Genomic DNA, 15,957 nt, shown 5'->3' on the forward strand with positions numbered 1-15,957 from the left:
CCACCGGGTTCCCACCGGATCACTGCCACGCGGCCTCGCCGGGGGTCACGAGGGTCAGAAGCCGAAGAGCAGACCCAGGCCGCCGACGGTGAACAGCACCATGACGACGACGAGCGGCAGCTGGTCCGACGCTCGGGCGTGCCGCTCGGACAGCAGCGCCCGTTCGTGCGCCAGCGTCACGCCGGTCACGTGCCCGGCGACCACCGCGCCCACCTGCACGTAGGCGATGGCGTCCGGTCCCACGGCGGTCAGGTCGACGACGTTGCCGTAGGTGCCGAGCAGGTCCACGCCCGCGAGGCCGAACGGGTTGCTCGCGAGGATCCACGTCGTCTGCCCGTCGAGCACCAGCAGGCTGAAGTAGTGGGCAACGGTGTAGCCGAGCGCGATCGGGATGACCGTGGCGGCGTACCGGCGCGGCTGGACCCCGGCCGGCTGCCCGGCCAGCCGACCCGACAAGCGGGTGCCCAGCAGGTACAGGACGGCGACGAGCGCGATCCCGGCGAGCAGGCCGAGCGTGCCCGACAGCGAGTCGTTCGCCGCGCCGGGTCCGCTCTGCCACCAGGCGGTGCGGGTGAGCCCGTCGAAGGCGGTGGAGCCCAGCAGCACGACCACCACTGCGGCCAGGCCGGGGACGGCGGGGGTCGCCGTCGCATTCGCCAGCGGGTTGCGCAGCACCAGCCGGCCGTCGGCCCGGCGTCCCCAAGGGGACAGGCGGGCGATGAGGGTGGAGTAGACCTCGAAGCCGTCGCCGCGGGCGAACCAGCCCTCGCCGAACCAGAACGCGAGCCCGGACTGCACCACCGCGTAGCCGACCAGGAAGGCCGCGACCGTGCCCGGGTCGGCGCGTCCCGGATACACCAGCTCGAACCAGAGGAAGACCGTCAGTGAGACGGCGGCCGGCCAGAGCCCGAGGGACGGCAGCCGCGGGACGCCGGGGGCGGACGGGGTGAGCGGGCGCAGGACGCGGTGCACCAGCCTCAGCGGGTTGGCTACCCGCCACACCGGCCCGAGCAGCAGGCTGGCCGGCACCAGCCCTACCCAGAAGGTGACGTAGAGCGCCCACGGCGCGAGGTTCCGCTCGGTCGCCTCCGGCCCGGCGAGCGCGGCCGCGACGACCAGCACCAGCAGCGCGAGCGCCACCGCCTGCACGACCTGCCGCAGGGCCGGGGCGTCCACCACCCGCTGCAGGCCGGTCGGCAGCGGGCACCCGGACGACGGGCCGCCCAGTTTCGGTGACCGCCACAAGAGCAGCAGCGCGGCGAAGCTGATCAGGATGGCCGCGCCGGCTCCGTACAGCGCCAGCCCGAGTGGGATCGGCAGGTCGGTGCGCGACCCGACCCCGTGGGCGAGCAGGGTCACGAGACCTGCAGCGTGAGCAGCACCGTCCCGGCATCGTGCAGCTCCAGCTCGAAAACGCCGGGGATGGTGGCGTCGAACGCGAGCTCGGCCGGCTGCCCCGGGGCCAGGTCGGCGGTCACGTCGTAGCCGTGCAGGTGGGCCTCGTCCGGGGCGTCGCTGGTGACCACGACGCTGACCGGCTCGCCGAGTGCGACGGGCACCCGGCCGTTGTCGCCGGTGACCTGGCCGCCGGCAACCCGGACCTCGAGCCGTTGCCCGGTCGCCTCGGCCGGTCCGGTGGTTGACGGGGCGGAGCCGGCGGTGGCCGGGCTCCCGGTGGAGCCGGGGGTTGCCGTGGCCTCCTCCGCCGGCGCCTCGGTGCCGGTGCAGCCGGTCAGTGCGAGGGCCAGCGGCAGGAGGGCGGCGGCGCAGCGGGCGCACATCAGCGCACCCCGGACGTCGTCGCACCGTCGGCGCGGCCGGCGGCCGGGACGACCGCGGCCGGCTCGCGGACGGCGGCGCGGCGGGCGTAGCGGCCCACGCCCCAGGCCGTCGCCGCGATGAGCGCGAGGGTGCAGGCCAGCACGACCAGGTTCGACAGCAGCCACAGCCCGCCGCCGGAGTCCTTGAGCTCGCGCTGCAGTATCTCGATCTCCGGGAGCGCGCTGCGGGTCATGCCGTCCCTCGCCGGGATCTCGTCGGCCGGGATGGCCTCGTCCTGTGGCAGGTAGATGGGAAAGGCGGTGAGCACGCGGCCGTCGTGGACGCGCAGCAGGGTCTTCCAGGTGCCGTGCAGCGGCACCGGCTCGGTCGTCCGGTACTCGCCCTCGCCGATCCCCTCCAACGGGGTCACGACCAGGCCCTGCCCCTGCCAGGCGGTGATCTGCACCCAGGCGGGGTCGTCGGGGAAGTCGGCCGGCTCCAGCTGCACGGTGATGTCCGCCGTCCGGGGCTCGGTCGAGACGTCCTCGATGGCGAAGGTCGCCTCGACGTCGTCGGGCACGGTGGCGACCAGGCCGTTGGCGACGGCGGCCGCCAGCACGACGAGGCAGGCGAGCAGCACGCCGCGGGCCACGGCGGGCCGCGGCAGCCGGCCGGCCAGGCCGGTGGCGAGGAGTGCGCCGAGCACGGCGCCGGCGACGCCGCCGGCGATCGCCATCAGCGTGCCCTCGACCAGGATGTCGCTGCCCCACGACAGCTCCTGGACCAGGTGGGTCCAGCCGGCCTCGGTCGCATGGCCCACGGTGCCGATGGCGAGGCCCGCGACGGCGCCGAAGAGCAGCGGCCGGCGCGCCGGCGGCAGCGTGATCGCCAGCAGCTCCACGAGGACGGCCGACCCGAGGTAGAGCGGGAAGCTCGGCAGGATCTCGTCGAGGACCGGACCGACGACCAGCGCGATGAGGCTGCGGATCACCAGGAAGAACGCGGTGGCCGCCAGTGCCCCGCCGCGGCCCATGAACATGCGGGCGGCGACCAGCGCGATGCCGGCGGCCCCGGCGATCAGGAGCGGCTCGAGCACCAGCCGGAACTGCGGGACGTCGAAGTCGTACTCGCCCTGGAACACCGACATGCCCAGCAGCAGCCCGCCCATGGCCGAGGCCTGCCGGACGAAGCGCGCGGTGCGGGAGACCTCCCGGTCGCCGTCGTCGGCCGACAGCCCGCCGCGCCCCTCCTGCTCGAGGACCAGCAGCCCGATGATGGACAGGCCGGCGCCGCCGATGAGCATCAGGTGCGTGGGGCCCCAGAGGGTCACGTCCTGGCCGAACATCCGGTGCCAGACGTCGTCCAGCGGGAAGCCGAGCAGGGCGTAGAAGCCGGCCGCGGTCAGGAGGATGCCGCCGACCGGGACGTCCCAGCCCCGGACGAAGCGCACGGCGGCCGGGCCCGGCTCCCCGTCCAGGGGCATGGCGCAGGCCAGCACGCCGCCGGAGAAGACGCCGAAGAGGCCGAAGAGGATGAGGTAGTGCGCCGGGTTGGCCAGCGGTCCTTCGTCCCGGCCGATGCCGATGTGCAGCGAGATGTCCCAGAGCATGCCCAGCAGGGCGGTGAGCAGGGACACCGTGGTGAGGATGGTCGGCAGCGCCACCCAGGCCGGCGCGCCGGTGGTGGCGCCCAGCCGGTCGCCGATGCGGGTGAGGGCCCGCGACCGCCCGGTCCGGTGCAGGTGGACCAGGGCGAGCAGGACGGCCGTCAGCCCCAGGCCGATGGCCGTGGCGAGGACGACCTCGTCGAGCGCGGCACCTCCGGTCGGTCGTGTCTCGGCGGCGATCAGCACGGCGTCCCTTCCAGGCATGTGGCTATGTAACACCAGTAACAGTTACATCGACAACTGTCACATGCAACGAGCGGCTTACCGTGTGGGGACGACGGGAAGGAGGGGCAGGTGAGCGCAGTGCAGTCCGAGCCGCCGGGTGACCGGTCCGACCGCGAGCTGACGGTCGACGAGCTGGCCGCCCGGGTGGGGGTCACGGTGCGCAACGTGCGCGCCTACTCCGCCCGCGGCCTGCTCCCGCCGCCGCGCATGGTCGGTCGCACCGGCTACTACGGCCGGGAGCACGTCGCCCGGCTGCTGCTGGTGCGCGAGATGCTCGCCGAGGGCTACTCGCTGGCGATGATCGAGCGCACGCTGGCCAGCGCGCCCCCGGCCGCGAGCTCGGCCACGCTGGCGCTGCACCGCGCGCTGCTGACGCCGTGGCTGCCCCCGGAGCCGGAGATCACCACGGGGGCCGAGCTGACCGCGCGGACCGGCGTGCCCGCGGATCCCGAGCTGGTCGACCAGCTGGTGCAGCTGGGCATCGTGGAGCGGCTCGAGGGTGGGCGGCTCCGGGTACTGGACCCCGCCCTGCTCATGGCCGGGTTGCAGGTGGTGGGACTGGGGGTGCCGGCGACGGCGTTGATCGCCGCGCAGGCGCAGGTCAACGAGCACGTGCGGGCGATCGCGCACACCTACGTGCAGATGTTCGTCGACACCGTCTGGCGGGCCTTCGTGGAGGCGGGGGCGCCGCGCGAGCAGCTGGAGGAGATCCTGGCGACCGTGAGCCGGCTCCAGCCGGTGGCGGCCCAGGCGATGCTGGCGGCGTTCCGCACCGAGATGGCCGCCGAGGTCGCCGGGGCGGTCGAGGGCGCGCTCGGAGAGCTGGGGGACTAAGAACTGGTTTCAGAATGACCGGCGCGCCTCCTCTGGTTGGCGGGCGACACGCAGAGGCTGTTCTGGTGATCGAGGAACTGGTGCCCGATGGAGTGTGGGAACGGGTTTGGCCGCTGCTGCCGGCGCCGAAGCCGCGCCGGCATCGTCATCCGGGGCGTCGGCCGGTCGATGACCGTGCCGCGCTGGCCGGCATCGTGTTCGTGCTCAAGACCGGAATCTCTTGGAACCAGCTGCCCACCGGGCTCGTCGGTTGCTCGGGTGTCACCTGCTGGCGGCGGCTGCGGGACTGGACCGAGGCCGGCGTCTGGCGGGCGCTGCACCAGGCTCTGCTGGCCGAGCTGCGTGCCAGCGACCATCTGGACCTGGACCGGTGCGCCGTGGACGGCTCTCACGTCCGGGCGCTCAAAGGGGGGACCACGTCGGGCCCTCGCCGGTTGACCGCGGTCGTCCTGGCTCCAAGCACCACCTGATCTGCGACGCCGGCGGCATCCCGCTGGCAGTCACCCTCACCGGCGGCAACCGCAACGACATCACCCAGCTCATCCCGCTGCTGGATGCGGTGCCCCCCATCCGGGGCCGCCGCGGGCGGCCGCGTCGCAGGCCTCCCGAGGTCTACGCCGACCGCGGCTACGACCACGACAAGTACCGGCGGATCCTGCGAGACCGGGGCATCACGCCGCGCATCGCCCGCCGCGGCATCGCGCACGGCTCGGGTCTGGGCCGCACCCGCTGGGTCGTCGAGCGCGGCTTCGCCTGGCTGCACGCCTTCAAGCGGCTACGCACCCGCTACGAACGCGCCGCGCCGACATCCATCTCGGCCTCCTGCACCTGGCCTGTGCCCTGATCTGCTACCGACGACTTCCGTTCCTTGTGGGATGTGACCTGTTGGAAGGGTCAGCTGCCAGAAACTTGGACTCGGCTCGTCCAGTGGTGTGGACGAGCCGTAGGGCTACCCGTGCACGCTGGCAGCCCTACGGCCATCCCTGCTCGAGCAGTGGGGTGACGGTGACCTCGTTGAGCACCACGTCCGGCGGGGCGGCGGCGATCCAGCTGATCAGGCGGGCGACCTGATCGGGAGCCAATGCGTCGGCGGGCAGGGTCGGCTCGGCAGAGCCGGTCCGATCTTCCGGTGACCAAACGCCCCAGCTAGTGTCCATGGCGCCGGGGTAAAGCACGCAGGCGCGGATGCGGTGCGGCTTGCCTTCGGCCGCGAGTGCCTGGGTGAGGCCGGTGAGCCCGAACTTGGCGGAGCAGTAGGCCGCGGCATCCGCCCAGCCGCGCCGACCAGCCACCGAGGACACGTTGAGGATGGTTCCGCGGCCGTTCTCACGCATGTCCGGCCAGACCGCCTTGGCCAGCAAGAACGACGCGCGCAGATTCACCGCGAGCACCCTGTCCCAGGCTGCGACGTCGAGCTCGGCCACCGGACCAGGCACGTCTGTCCCGGCCGCGTTGACCAAGACGTCGACGCGGCCCAGTTCGGCGCGCACCTGGCCTACGGCTCGCTCGATCGCATCGGCATCGGCGAGATCCACCACCGCCGCGCTCGCTCGCACTCCACGGGCCCGGACCTGCTCGGCCGTCTGGTCCAGATCGGTGGATCCGCGGGCCAGTACCGCGACGTCGGCGCCGTCTGCAGCCAGGGCCAGAGCCGTTGCCCGTCCCAGGCCGCTGCTGCCACCGGTCACCAGCGCGATCCGCCCGCGCAGCCCTTCTGACCTGCTCACTTCTGCCTCCGGTCTCGCCGTCACGGCCGCCGGGGACCAGCCTGCCCGCTGCGGTCGACTGCTGCTGGGCAAGGTGGCCGAGAACACGACTCCAAAAGGGCCTGACAAGGCGGCTGCGCACGGCGGGGTGGCGCCCGGTATGTGCATCACCGAGCGGTGTTCACCGTAACTGTCTATGTGCCGTCCACCGGCGGCGCTCGGACAGCATCTACCGGCTGAGTTCGCAATGTCGGAGGCGGCCCCGATCTGCCATGGCTAACTCGCCGTTCTGAAATGAGCTCTAAGCGGCCGACGGCCGGCCCGGGGCGTCGCCGTCGGGGATCTCCTCGCGGGCCGTGCCCTGCCGGTCGGCCTCGCCCGCGGCCTCCCGTGCGCTGAGCCGGCGGTCGCGCACCACGGCGCCCGTGACGAGCGCGACGAGGACGGCGGCGGGCACGAAGAAGCCGACGGTCCCGATGATGCTCAGGCCGTCCATGGCGACGGGGTCGTAGCCGGACACGGCTCCATGTGACACCGATCGATGACACGATGTCAACCGGAGCGCCGTCAGTCGGAGCCGCGGCCTCTCCGCCGGTGGCCCGTGAAGGCCACCGGGCCCGGCTGCAGCTCGACCCGCTCGAGGGCCTCCTGGCCGGCTGACCGCGGACGCAAAGAGGGTCCCTCCCGCGATCGGAAGGGACCCTCGGTGCGCGGGTGCAGCTGCTGTCAGGGCGTCTCGGTGACGATCTGCGCGGCGAGGTACTGCGGCGCGCCCACCCGCTCGATCGCGGCGAGCTGCGCCTCGAACCAGTCGGCGTGCTTCTCCTCGTCGAGCACCATCTCCTCGAAGACCGAGGCCGTGCCGTGGTCGCCGAGGTCGTGGCACTCCTTGGCGGAGGCGTTGAACTGGGCGACGGCGGCCTTCTCGCTGTCGAGGGCCAGGACGAGCATCTCCTCGGCGGTCTCGCCCACCCGGATGGCGCCGAGGCGCTGCAGGTTGGGGTGGCCGTCGAAGAGCAGGATCCGCTGGATCAGGGCGTCGGCGTCGCGCATCTCGTCGATGGAGAGGTCGTAGAAGACCTTGCCGAGCTTCGGCAGGCCCCAGGCGTCGAGCATGCGGGCGTTGAGGAAGTACGTGTTGGTGACCGTCAGTTCGAAGGTCAGCGCGTCGTTCAGCAGTTCGACCACGCGGGGGCTAACGGGCTGCACCGGCTACTCCCAGCTCTCGCTCGGCCGGGCGCTCGGTGGTGCGCCCGGCTCGCACCGGGCAATGCTGACACACCAGGTCGCGGACCGAGTCGACGCAGTTGCCGCAGGTTCGTCCCGCTCCGGTGGCCCGTGCCACGTCGGCGACGCACCTCGCGCCGTTGGCGATCGCCTCGAGGACGTCGCGGTCGGTCACCACGTTGCAGTGGCACACGTACATGCAGTGGTCGCCTAACGGGAGACGGTGGGCGGACGGGCCCTGGTGCGCACACCTGGGCAACGCCTGGAGGTTAGCCTCTCCTAACCGGTTCGCGCCAGACCGCCCGGTCAGGAGCCGCCGACACGCCTGGGTTGCCGGCATCGCCGACCCGGCAGCCCGCGCCCGCACGCTCCTGCAGCTGCCGACCGATCCCCGGATCCCCGTCCTGACCAACGCCGGGGACGCGACCTCGGCCAGGGTCGTGGCCGCCACGGAGAGGACCGGCGCGCGATCCGGGGCAGACCACCCGGTGCTGCCACCGGGCACCCGGATGCTGAGCTGAGCAGCCCGTGCCCGCGTCCGAGCGGCCGGTCCCGATGCCGTCCGCCGCCGACGAGTTGCGCGCCGCGCAGGACGGGTACCGCCGGGAGGCCATCGACGAGAGGACGCGCACATGACCGACGACCTGATCACCGCGGACCTGTACGCCTATGAAGCGCTGCTGTCGGACGAGGAGCGCGAGGAGCTCGCCGGCATCCGCGAGTTCCTGCAGACCGAGGTCAAGCCCGGGGTCAACGATCACTGGGAGGCCGCCACCTTCCCGATGGACCTGATCCCGCGCTTCGCCGAGGCGGGGCTGGTCGGCCGCAGCTACGACACCGAGGGCTCACCCCGGGGCTCGCGGCTGTTCACCGGCTTCATCTCGCTGGAGGCCAGCCGCGTCGATCCGTCGATGGCCACCTTCCTCGGCGTGCACAACGGGCTGGCCATGGGGTCGATCGTCCATCTCGGCTCCGAGGAGCAGAAGCGCCGCTGGCTGCCCGGCATGCTGGCCCTGGAGAAGATCGGCTGCTTCGCGCTCACCGAGCCGCACGGCGGGTCCGACGTCGCGCTCGGTCTGGAGACCACCGCACGGCGGGACGGCGACGAGTGGGTGATCGACGGCGCCAAGCGCTGGATCGGCAACGGCACCTTCGCCGACCTCGTCGTCGTCTTCGCCCGGGACGTCGCCGACGACTCGGTGAAGACGTTCGTCGTGGAGAAGGGAACCCCGGGGTTCACCGCACGGAAGATGGAGGGCAAGTACGCGCTGCGCACGGTGCAGAACGCCGACCTGACCTTCGAGGGGTGCCGGGTCCCGGCCGAGAACAAGCTCGAGGGCGGGAACGCGTTCAAGGACGTCAACCGGGTGCTCAAGCTGACCCGCGGCGGGGTCGCCTGGAACGCCGTCGGCTGCCAGATGGGCGCGTTCGAGGCCGCGCTCGCCTACGCCAAGGAGCGGCAGCAGTTCGGCCGCCCGATCGCCGGCTTCCAGCTGATCCAGGACCTGCTGGCGCGCATGGCCGGCAACGTGACCGCGAGCCTGGGCATGGCCGTCCGGGTGGCGCAGCTCCAGGAGGAGGGCGTCTTCCGCGACGACCACGCCGCGCTGGCCAAGAGCTACGTCACCAACCAGGCCCGGGAGACCGTGGGCTGGGCGCGGGAGCTGCTCGGCGGCAACGGCATCCTCCTCGAGCGCGACGTCGTCCGGTTCTTCAACGACGCCGAGGCCCTCTACTCCTACGAGGGCACCCGGGAGATCAACCAGCTCATCGTCGGGCGCGCGCTGACGGGGGTCAGCGCCTTCGTCTGAGTCGGGCGGGAGCTGCGGCCCGGCCGCCCCGGGGTCAGGGGGACGGCCGGACCGCGGTCTGGGCGGCGGAGCGGACGTCGGTCACCGGGCACCCACCAGCCGGGTCGCCGACGCCGCGTCGGCCACCCACGAGTAGCGGCCCACGGTCGCGGCCGCGTGGCTGTCGGTGGAGCCGACCAGGGTCACTCCGGCGGCGGCCAGGGCCAGCACCACGCGCGGTCCGGGGGAGCGCCACTTCTCGTTGACCTCGACCGTCGTCCCGGTGCGGACGGCGGCGGAGGCGATCGCGGCGATGTGCTCGTCGAGCAGTCCGCTCTCGTGCATGCCGATCTTCGGCAGCAGCGAGAACAGGTGGGCCAGCTGGCCCCGGCCGGCCCGGTCCATCGCCCGGACGGTCGCGTCGACCAGGATCGACAGCGCGTCCTCGGCCGACAGCCCGCCGGCCATCTCCTCGAGCGTGCGGCGCGGGCTCCACGGACCGTCCGGCCCGGGGAACTGGTGATCGGCGATGAGGATGCGGTCCACCCCGCCGGTCCCGACCACCAGGTCCCCGGGGACGTCGAGCCGCCCGGAGGCGTCCAGGATCTCCGCCTCGACGCCGGTCAGCACCTCCAGCCCCTCGACGCGGGGCAGCGCGGCCACCTCGGCGAGGAAGCCGGGCACCCATGCCGTCGTCGTCCGGACGTGGTCGACCATGCGGATGCTGGCCAGCCCGGTCTCGCGGGCGGCGATCAGGTTCTCCATCGGCGCGCTGACCGCGTCGTCGGACCAGGTGGAGTGCACGTGGTGGTCGGTGAGCAGCAGGTCCAGCTCACCCAGGACGGCGGTCATCGTGCCGCCTCGTCGGCGACGACGGCGGCAGGCGGCGCGCCGGTCGGGCGCACGCCGGTGGGGAAGGGAACAGGCACCGAAACTCCGGGTGGTCGAGGTGGCGGGGGAGAGGGTGGGTCTCGAGGGAAGGGAACGGCCGGACCCGCGGGTGCCCTGAGGCGGTCCCCGTCCGTCTCACCACTCCGGGTGACATCACCGGACCGGGCAGTTCCCCCGGCGCTCAAGCGCGGGCTCCCGGCTGCCGATCACCGGGTCAGGTGACGGGACGAGGACCTCTCCCGCATCCCCGTCCGCAGCAGAGGAGAGACGTCGTGCCCGACCAGTCGGTGCTCGTGGTGGAGGACACCCAGGAGATCCGGGAACTCGTGACCACGGTGCTGGAGCGGGCCGGGCTGGCCGTGCGGGCCGTCGGCACCGGCGCTGACGCGCTGGCGGAGGTCCGGCGCGACGCCCCGGACCTCATCGTCCTGGACCTCGGTCTGCCCGACGCCGACGGCACCGAGATCTGCCGCCAGATCCGCACCGAGACCGCCTGCTACGTCCTGATGCTCACCGCGCGCGCCGAGGAGGTCGACCTGCTCATCGGGCTGGCCGTCGGCGCCGACGGGTACATGGTCAAGCCCTTCTCGCCGCGCGAGCTGGTGGCGCGGGTGCAGGCGATGCTGCGGTTCCCCCGCACCGCCGCATCAGCCGCGCCGGCCGCCGCCCCGGCCCAGCAGTTGGTGCGCCGGCTGGCCGAGCTGGAGGTGGACGAGGACAGCCGAGAGGTCCGGGTCGACGGCGCCGTCGTCGACCTCACCCGCACCGAGTTCGACCTGCTCGCCGCGCTGGCGTCCCGCCCCGGCCGCGTCCTGCAGCGGGAGACGTTGCTCCGCGAGGTCTGGGAGACCGACTGGGAGGGCAACCTCCGCCTGGTCGAGGCCCACATGTCGAACCTGCGGCGGAAGCTGGTGGCCGCGGGTCTGCACTCGCCGGAGATCCGTACGGTCCGCGGGGTCGGTTACCGCCTGGTGGCGTAGCGGACGGTCCGTACGCTTCCCCGCCCGGGACGGGTCAGCCGCCGGCCAGGGCCTGCAACTGCTCGACCCGGGAGTGCGCCAGGATCCCGCGGCGCGCGTCTGCGGCGATCGCCTGGCAGAGCGCGGCGACCTCCGGGTGCCCGAGCTGGCCGCTGCTGCCGGCGAGGGTCTGCGCCGCCGCGGCCACCGCCGTCGCGTCTCCCGCCCGGGTGTGCCGGCCGATCGCGGACAGCCGGGCGGGCAGGGCGTCGGCGTAGAGCCGCTGCAGCCGGGGCGTGAGCTCGCCGACGACCAGTTCGGTGTCGTCGGCAGCATCGGCCGGAAGGTCCACCTGCGCAGCCGGCCCCGTGGTCCGGCTGCGCAGGAAGTCGAGGAGGGCCCGTGCGGAGACGGGCTTGGTGAGCGTGGTCAGCGCGCCGGCTGCGGAGGCCTGGAGGCGGACATCCGCGCCCGGCTGGGCGGTGAGCACCACGAACCGGGCGCGTGACCCGTTGCGTCGGATCCGGCGGAGCATCTCCGTACCGCTGCGACCGGTCAGGTCCGAGTCGGTGACGACCAGGTCGACGTCGGTGACCAGGGCGTGGCGGACGGCGTCCTCCGGGCCGTCGGCCTGCTGCACCTGCCATCCCCCCAGGCACAGCAGGTCCGACACCTGGTCGCGGGCCGTGGCGTCGCCGTCGACGACGAGGGCGGTCAGCATCGCACGGTCGGGGAGTGGTCCGACGTGGCCGTCCAGCCGTAGGGCGTCTCGGCGGTGACGGTGAAGGTGTACCGGTGGCCGAGCGTCAGGTAGGTGGCGCTCAGGCTGGTCTGCTGCGGGCCGGTGCGGCCCATCACGAACGTCTCGCCGTCCCCGCGGTGCCCGGTGACGAGGTAGCCGCTGACGTCGGGGGACTCGCTGAGGGTCCAGGAGACATGGGCCTCGAACACCAGCAGGCACCAGCTCCCGGCCGTGTCGACCCCCGTGGGCGGCTGGACGGTCCCCGTCGAGATGCCGGCGGCCACGGTGGTGGAGTCCCCGAACACCGCCCAGGCGGGGAGGGCGCCGCCGGCGGCGAGAGCGAGGACGAGGCCGGCGACGGACAGGGCGCGGCGGGCGGTGTTCATGCTCGGCCGTCCTCCGGCTCGTTCCGGGTGGGACGCCAGATGCTCAGGAGGACCCAGCCGGCGAGCAGGGTGGGAGCCCCGTAGAGGAGCACCTGGTTGACCAGTGGCGTGCGCAGCAGCTGGACCGCGGAGCCGAGCTCGGGGATGACGGCGCGGACCTGGTAGGCCGTGTCGCCCTCCAGGACAGCGGTCCAGGGGTCGATCGCCGCGTTGGCATCTCCCTTGGTCCGGACCTGGACGCGGCCGTCCGGTGTGTGCTCGACCGAGACGACGCGGTGGGTCACGAGGCTGCGGTCGCCGATGGGCACGTGGTAGGCGATGACCATGCCCTCGGTCACGTCGGTGACCCGGAGCGGGGTGACGACGGTGATGTCACCCGGCTCGATGTGCGGGGCCATGCTCCCGGTCAGCATGGTCATCGTGCGGTAGCCGAAGGCGTGCGGCCCGACAGCCAGGAACGCGAAGGCCAGGACGGCGATCCCCATGACTCCGCGGACCAGCCACGGGGCCGTGCGGCCCAGGACGTGGTGGCCCCGGTCGGCGCGGCGGCCGGCCGTGGAGCGCTCGTCCCCGGCCGGGAGCAGCGCTGCGGCTGCCCCCGGGCGACGGACGGGGAGGACGGTGGTCATGGCGGTCTCCGGGTGGTCGTCGGGCGGAGGTCAGTGGGTGGTGCTGTTGCGCTGCGTGCCCGAGAAGGTCAGGCTCAGGGCGGCGGACTCGCCCTGGAAGGTGTTGTCGGCCGTCGTCGGCAGCGAGACCGTGTACGCGAGGAAGGTGGTCTCACCGACGGCCGGCGACGCGGCAGCCGCCAGGTAGATGGTGTCCAGGATCGGCCCGGAACCGACGGGCGCCTCGGCGCTCGCGCAGGTGTAGGTATCGCCGGACTCGGCCCAGGCCACATCGCAGGACCGGACCGACAGCTGCAGGCCGTTCGTGGCATCCGAGGTCAGCACGGTCGGCGTCGCGTCGGTGGTGTGAAGCTGGATGCCGGAGAAGGCGACGTCGCCGTCGTTGTGCAGGTTGATCGGGCGGGTGAGGCTGTCGCCGGGCACGAAGCCGGAGACGTCCAGCGGCAGGGTGCTCTGCTGGGTGGCGCTGAGGGAGAGGGTGCCGGTGGCGACGGTGCTGGTCACCGGGGTGGTGCTGTCGGTGAAGGTGCCGAAGGTCCCCAGGCCGGCGACGGCGGCGGCCGCGGCGAGAACGCCGAGCGAGCCGACGACCTTGCGGGTGTTCGAGGTGGCGGTCTTGGCGGTCATGTCCTGCATCTCCCGGTGTCCGTGTCGGTGCCGCCGTGTCCTCCGGCGACACCAAGGACTCTGGAGGTCGTTCCGCACGCCACCCGCCCGCCTTCCGCAAGGAATCCGCAAGGGATCGGCGGGAACCGCGCAGTCGGGAGTGCGACGGCCCCCGGACGCGGCACGCCCCCCGTCCCGGGCGGGAGCGGGGGGCGCGTGCCGGTCGGGGCGGTCACCGGTCGCCGGGGCACGGCAGCGCCATCGTGAAGGTGGTGCCCACCCCCTCGGTGCTCTCCATGCCCAGCGTCCCGCCGTGGGCCGTGGTGATCGCCTTGGTGATCGCGAGGCCGAGGCCGACGCCCGGGACGGCGTTGCGCTGCGCGGTGGACGAGCGGAAGAACCGGGTGAACAGCTGGCCCTGCTCGCCGGCCGGAATGCCCATCCCGGTGTCGGCCACCGACAGGAGGGCGACGGGGACCGCTCGCCGCTCGCCGCTCGCCGCCGGCTGCCCGTCCGGCTGTCGCCACGCGCGCCGCAGCGTCAGCCGCACCTGCCCGCCCGCGGGGGTGAACTTGACCGCGTTGGAGACGAGGTTGTCGCACGCCTGGCCCAGTCGGACCGGGTCGCCCGAGACGACCAGGGCGTCGGCGGGCACGTCGACGGCGACCTCCACGCCCGCGGCGGCGGCCGCGACCCGTGCATTCTCCTCCGCGGCACGGACCACCGCACCGAGGTCGACGTCGTCCGGCTGCAGGGTGAAGCGGCCGCTCTCGACCTGGGCGGTGAAGAGCAGGTCGCCGACCAGCCGCAGCAGCCGCTGGGCGTTGCGCTCGACGGTGGACAGGTACTGCCGCTGCTCGGCGGTGAGCGGCTGGTCCTCGTCGTCCATGACCAGCTCGAGGTAGCCGAGGATCGAACTGAGCGGCGTGCGCAGCTCGTGGCTGATCAGGCTGACGAACTGGTCCTTCATCCGTTCGGTGGCCCGCACCTCGGTCATGTCGGTGCCCACGAAGTTCCAGCCGGCGTGGGTGCCTCGGTCGTCGGAGCGCGGCGTGATGGCGACCGAGACGGTCCGGTGCCGCCCGTCGGCGGCGACGTAGGTCCAGTCGCGGACGTCGCTGCCCTTCTCCCGCGCGACGTGCACCAGGGCGTCGAACCCGGCGGGCGAACCGCCGTCCTCCGCGGCCGCGGCGAGCTCCTCGGGGAGGTGGAAGTCGAGGACCGAGCGCGTCCGGACCACGTCGGCGCGCGGAACGCCGAGCATCCTCTCCGCGCCGGGGTTCCAGACCCGGATGGTGCCGTCGCGATCGGTTCCGATGATGGATTGCTCGGTGACGGCGTCGATGACGCTGGTCATGGTCTGGGCGCGGGCGGCGAGGATGCGCGACGCGGTGTCCAGCTCGTCGGCGCGGCTCTGCACCTGCTCGAGCAGTGCGGCCTGCTCCCGCTGGAGCTGCGCGATGCGGCGCGCCTGCTCCGCCAGGCGGCGGGTGCTCTCGTTCACCGCGAGGCTGCCGACAGCGACCACCAGCGTCCCGAGCAGCAGGGCTCCGGGCAGGTCGTCGGCCGCGGGGACGGCGCCCACGAGGTGGGGGACCGCCAGCACGGCGGCGGCCCCCGCCACGGCGATAGGGACGCCCCGGCGGGTGGGACGGGTGGAGAGGACCCACAGCGGGCCGAGGAGGAGGAGCAGCACCGTCGGTGACGCGGTGCCGGCGTACAGCAGGCCCACGGCGGTGAGGTGCGCGACCGGCACGGCCAGGGAGCCGAGCCAGGCGGGCGAGCGACGGAAGGACCAGGCTGCCGCCGTGGCGGCGAGGGCGACGGCCAGGCCGGCGTGCCCGGCACCGCGCTCGACGACCGGCAGGGAGCCGGCCAGCGGCACGGCCGCCGCGGTGAACAGGAGGGCGCACCGCACCGGCCCGCTGACGGCGGCCTGCCACGTGCCGACGTCGAGCAGGCGGTGGCGGGCCATGGTGGAGCGCGCCCGGTCGAGGACGGCGACGGTCATGCCACCGGCTCCCCGGCGGTCAGCTCCCGGACCCGGTGCACCAGGCCGGCGACGGTGAAGGGCTTGGCCAGGTAGGCGTCGGCTCCCGCGGAGAGGCCGCGGGCGACCTCGTCGGGGGAGGCGCCCGCCGACAGCAGCAGGATCCGGATGGCGGCGGTGGTCGGGTCGGCGCGCAGGGCGGCGCAGATCTCCAGCCCCGTCATGCCGGGCATCGAGACGTCCAGGACCGCCAGGTCGGGCAGCTGCGCCCGGGCCGCGGCGAGAGCCGCGGTCCCGTCGGGCGCCGACGTGACGACCTGGCAGCCGGCCTTGCGCACGGCGAGGGTCACCAGGTCGCGGATGTCGTCCTCGTCGTCGGCCACGACCACCCGGACGGTCCCGGTCGGGCCGGGCCGGGCGGGGAAGCCGCCAGGGATGTGGTGCTGGGCCGGGTCCACGGATGCTCCCGTCGGTCGAGGTCACGCACCTCGGAGTGGTGGGACCGGTGGCGTCGTCCAGGGGAGGAACGGCGCCCCGACGGGGGG

Annotated in this window: 16 protein-coding genes and 1 pseudogene; 4 read left to right on the forward strand and 13 right to left on the reverse strand. The window is 73.5% G+C overall.

Going from position 1 to position 15,957, the window contains the following annotated elements; all coding sequences use genetic code 11:
* Positions 1–54: 54 nt before the first annotated feature.
* The 3 genes from ABC795_RS04660 to ABC795_RS04670 are packed head-to-tail and all read right to left on the reverse strand — an operon-like array spanning position 55 to position 3,631.
* Complete coding sequence (locus ABC795_RS04660; protein ID WP_347059742.1) at positions 55–1,359, reverse strand: hypothetical protein; 1,305 nt, start codon at positions 1,357–1,359, stop codon at positions 55–57.
* Positions 1,356–1,781, reverse strand: coding sequence for a hypothetical protein (locus ABC795_RS04665; protein WP_347059743.1), 426 nt, complete (start codon positions 1,779–1,781; stop codon positions 1,356–1,358). The genes ABC795_RS04660 and ABC795_RS04665 overlap by 4 nt, the downstream gene beginning before the upstream one ends.
* Positions 1,781–3,631, reverse strand: a complete 1,851-nt coding sequence (locus ABC795_RS04670) for a hypothetical protein (RefSeq protein WP_347059744.1) — start codon at positions 3,629–3,631, stop codon at positions 1,781–1,783. The genes ABC795_RS04665 and ABC795_RS04670 overlap by 1 nt, the downstream gene beginning before the upstream one ends.
* A gap of 90 nt (positions 3,632–3,721) precedes the next feature.
* Between ABC795_RS04670 and ABC795_RS04675 the strand changes: the two genes are divergently transcribed.
* Positions 3,722–4,486: a MerR family transcriptional regulator gene (locus tag ABC795_RS04675; protein WP_347059745.1), complete on the forward strand. Its 765-nt coding sequence runs from the start codon at positions 3,722–3,724 to the stop codon at positions 4,484–4,486.
* Positions 4,487–4,551: 65 nt separating this feature from the next.
* Positions 4,552–5,347, forward strand: a pseudogene (locus ABC795_RS04680) (IS5 family transposase); the annotation flags it as partial.
* A gap of 110 nt (positions 5,348–5,457) precedes the next feature.
* On the opposite strand, the gene ABC795_RS04685 reads toward ABC795_RS04680, so the two are convergent.
* The 3 genes from ABC795_RS04685 to bfr form a co-directional block, all read right to left on the reverse strand.
* Positions 5,458–6,174 (reverse strand): SDR family oxidoreductase, encoded by a 717-nt coding sequence (locus tag ABC795_RS04685; protein ID WP_347059746.1) that lies wholly within the window; start codon positions 6,172–6,174, stop codon positions 5,458–5,460.
* 319 nt (positions 6,175–6,493) lie between these two features.
* Complete coding sequence (locus tag ABC795_RS04690; RefSeq protein ID WP_347059747.1) at positions 6,494–6,727, reverse strand: hypothetical protein; 234 nt, start codon at positions 6,725–6,727, stop codon at positions 6,494–6,496.
* Between the two features lie 191 nt (positions 6,728–6,918).
* The gene (bfr, locus tag ABC795_RS04695) at positions 6,919–7,380 is read right to left on the reverse strand and encodes a bacterioferritin (RefSeq protein WP_347059748.1); all 462 of its coding nucleotides are present in this window, start codon (positions 7,378–7,380) and stop codon (positions 6,919–6,921) included.
* A 671-nt stretch (positions 7,381–8,051) separates the two neighbouring features.
* Here bfr and ABC795_RS04700 point away from each other — a divergent pair.
* Entirely contained in the window at positions 8,052–9,230 is a 1,179-nt protein-coding gene (locus tag ABC795_RS04700) for an acyl-CoA dehydrogenase family protein (protein ID WP_347059749.1), read from the forward strand.
* Between the two features lie 81 nt (positions 9,231–9,311).
* On the opposite strand, the gene ABC795_RS04705 is transcribed toward ABC795_RS04700, so the two are convergent.
* Positions 9,312–10,061 carry a histidinol-phosphatase gene (locus ABC795_RS04705; protein WP_347059750.1) on the reverse strand — a complete coding sequence of 250 codons (750 nt, stop codon included), beginning with the start codon at positions 10,059–10,061 and terminating at the stop codon, positions 9,312–9,314.
* A gap of 311 nt (positions 10,062–10,372) precedes the next feature.
* Here ABC795_RS04705 and ABC795_RS04710 point away from each other — a divergent pair, with 311 nt between their 5' ends.
* Positions 10,373–11,080 carry a response regulator transcription factor gene (locus ABC795_RS04710; RefSeq protein WP_347059751.1) on the forward strand — a complete coding sequence of 236 codons (708 nt, stop codon included), beginning with the start codon at positions 10,373–10,375 and terminating at the stop codon, positions 11,078–11,080.
* 34 nt (positions 11,081–11,114) lie between these two features.
* Here the strand turns inward: ABC795_RS04710 and ABC795_RS04715 are convergent, their stop codons facing one another.
* The 6 genes from ABC795_RS04715 to ABC795_RS04740 all read right to left on the reverse strand — a co-directional run bounded on the left by ABC795_RS04715 (position 11,115) and on the right by ABC795_RS04740 (position 15,870).
* Positions 11,115–11,780, reverse strand: coding sequence for a response regulator (locus tag ABC795_RS04715; protein WP_347059752.1), 666 nt, complete (start codon positions 11,778–11,780; stop codon positions 11,115–11,117).
* Complete coding sequence (locus tag ABC795_RS04720; protein ID WP_347059753.1) at positions 11,774–12,187, reverse strand: fibronectin type III domain-containing protein; 414 nt, start codon at positions 12,185–12,187, stop codon at positions 11,774–11,776. The genes ABC795_RS04715 and ABC795_RS04720 overlap by 7 nt, the downstream gene beginning before the upstream one ends.
* Positions 12,184–12,816 carry a signal peptidase I gene (locus ABC795_RS04725; RefSeq protein WP_347059754.1) on the reverse strand — a complete coding sequence of 211 codons (633 nt, stop codon included), beginning with the start codon at positions 12,814–12,816 and terminating at the stop codon, positions 12,184–12,186. The genes ABC795_RS04720 and ABC795_RS04725 overlap by 4 nt, the downstream gene beginning before the upstream one ends.
* 30 nt (positions 12,817–12,846) lie before the next feature.
* Positions 12,847–13,443 carry a TasA family protein gene (locus tag ABC795_RS04730; protein WP_347059755.1) on the reverse strand — a complete coding sequence of 199 codons (597 nt, stop codon included), beginning with the start codon at positions 13,441–13,443 and terminating at the stop codon, positions 12,847–12,849.
* Between the two features lie 211 nt (positions 13,444–13,654).
* Positions 13,655–15,433 carry an ATP-binding protein gene (locus ABC795_RS04735; protein ID WP_347059756.1) on the reverse strand — a complete coding sequence of 593 codons (1,779 nt, stop codon included), beginning with the start codon at positions 15,431–15,433 and terminating at the stop codon, positions 13,655–13,657.
* Complete coding sequence (locus tag ABC795_RS04740; protein WP_347059757.1) at positions 15,430–15,870, reverse strand: response regulator; 441 nt, start codon at positions 15,868–15,870, stop codon at positions 15,430–15,432. Before ABC795_RS04740 ends, ABC795_RS04735 begins: the two co-directional genes overlap by 4 nt.
* Positions 15,871–15,957: the final 87 nt, after the last annotated feature.

This window comes from Blastococcus sp. HT6-30 (genome assembly GCF_039729015.1).
Classification (GTDB): domain Bacteria; phylum Actinomycetota; class Actinomycetes; order Mycobacteriales; family Geodermatophilaceae; genus Blastococcus.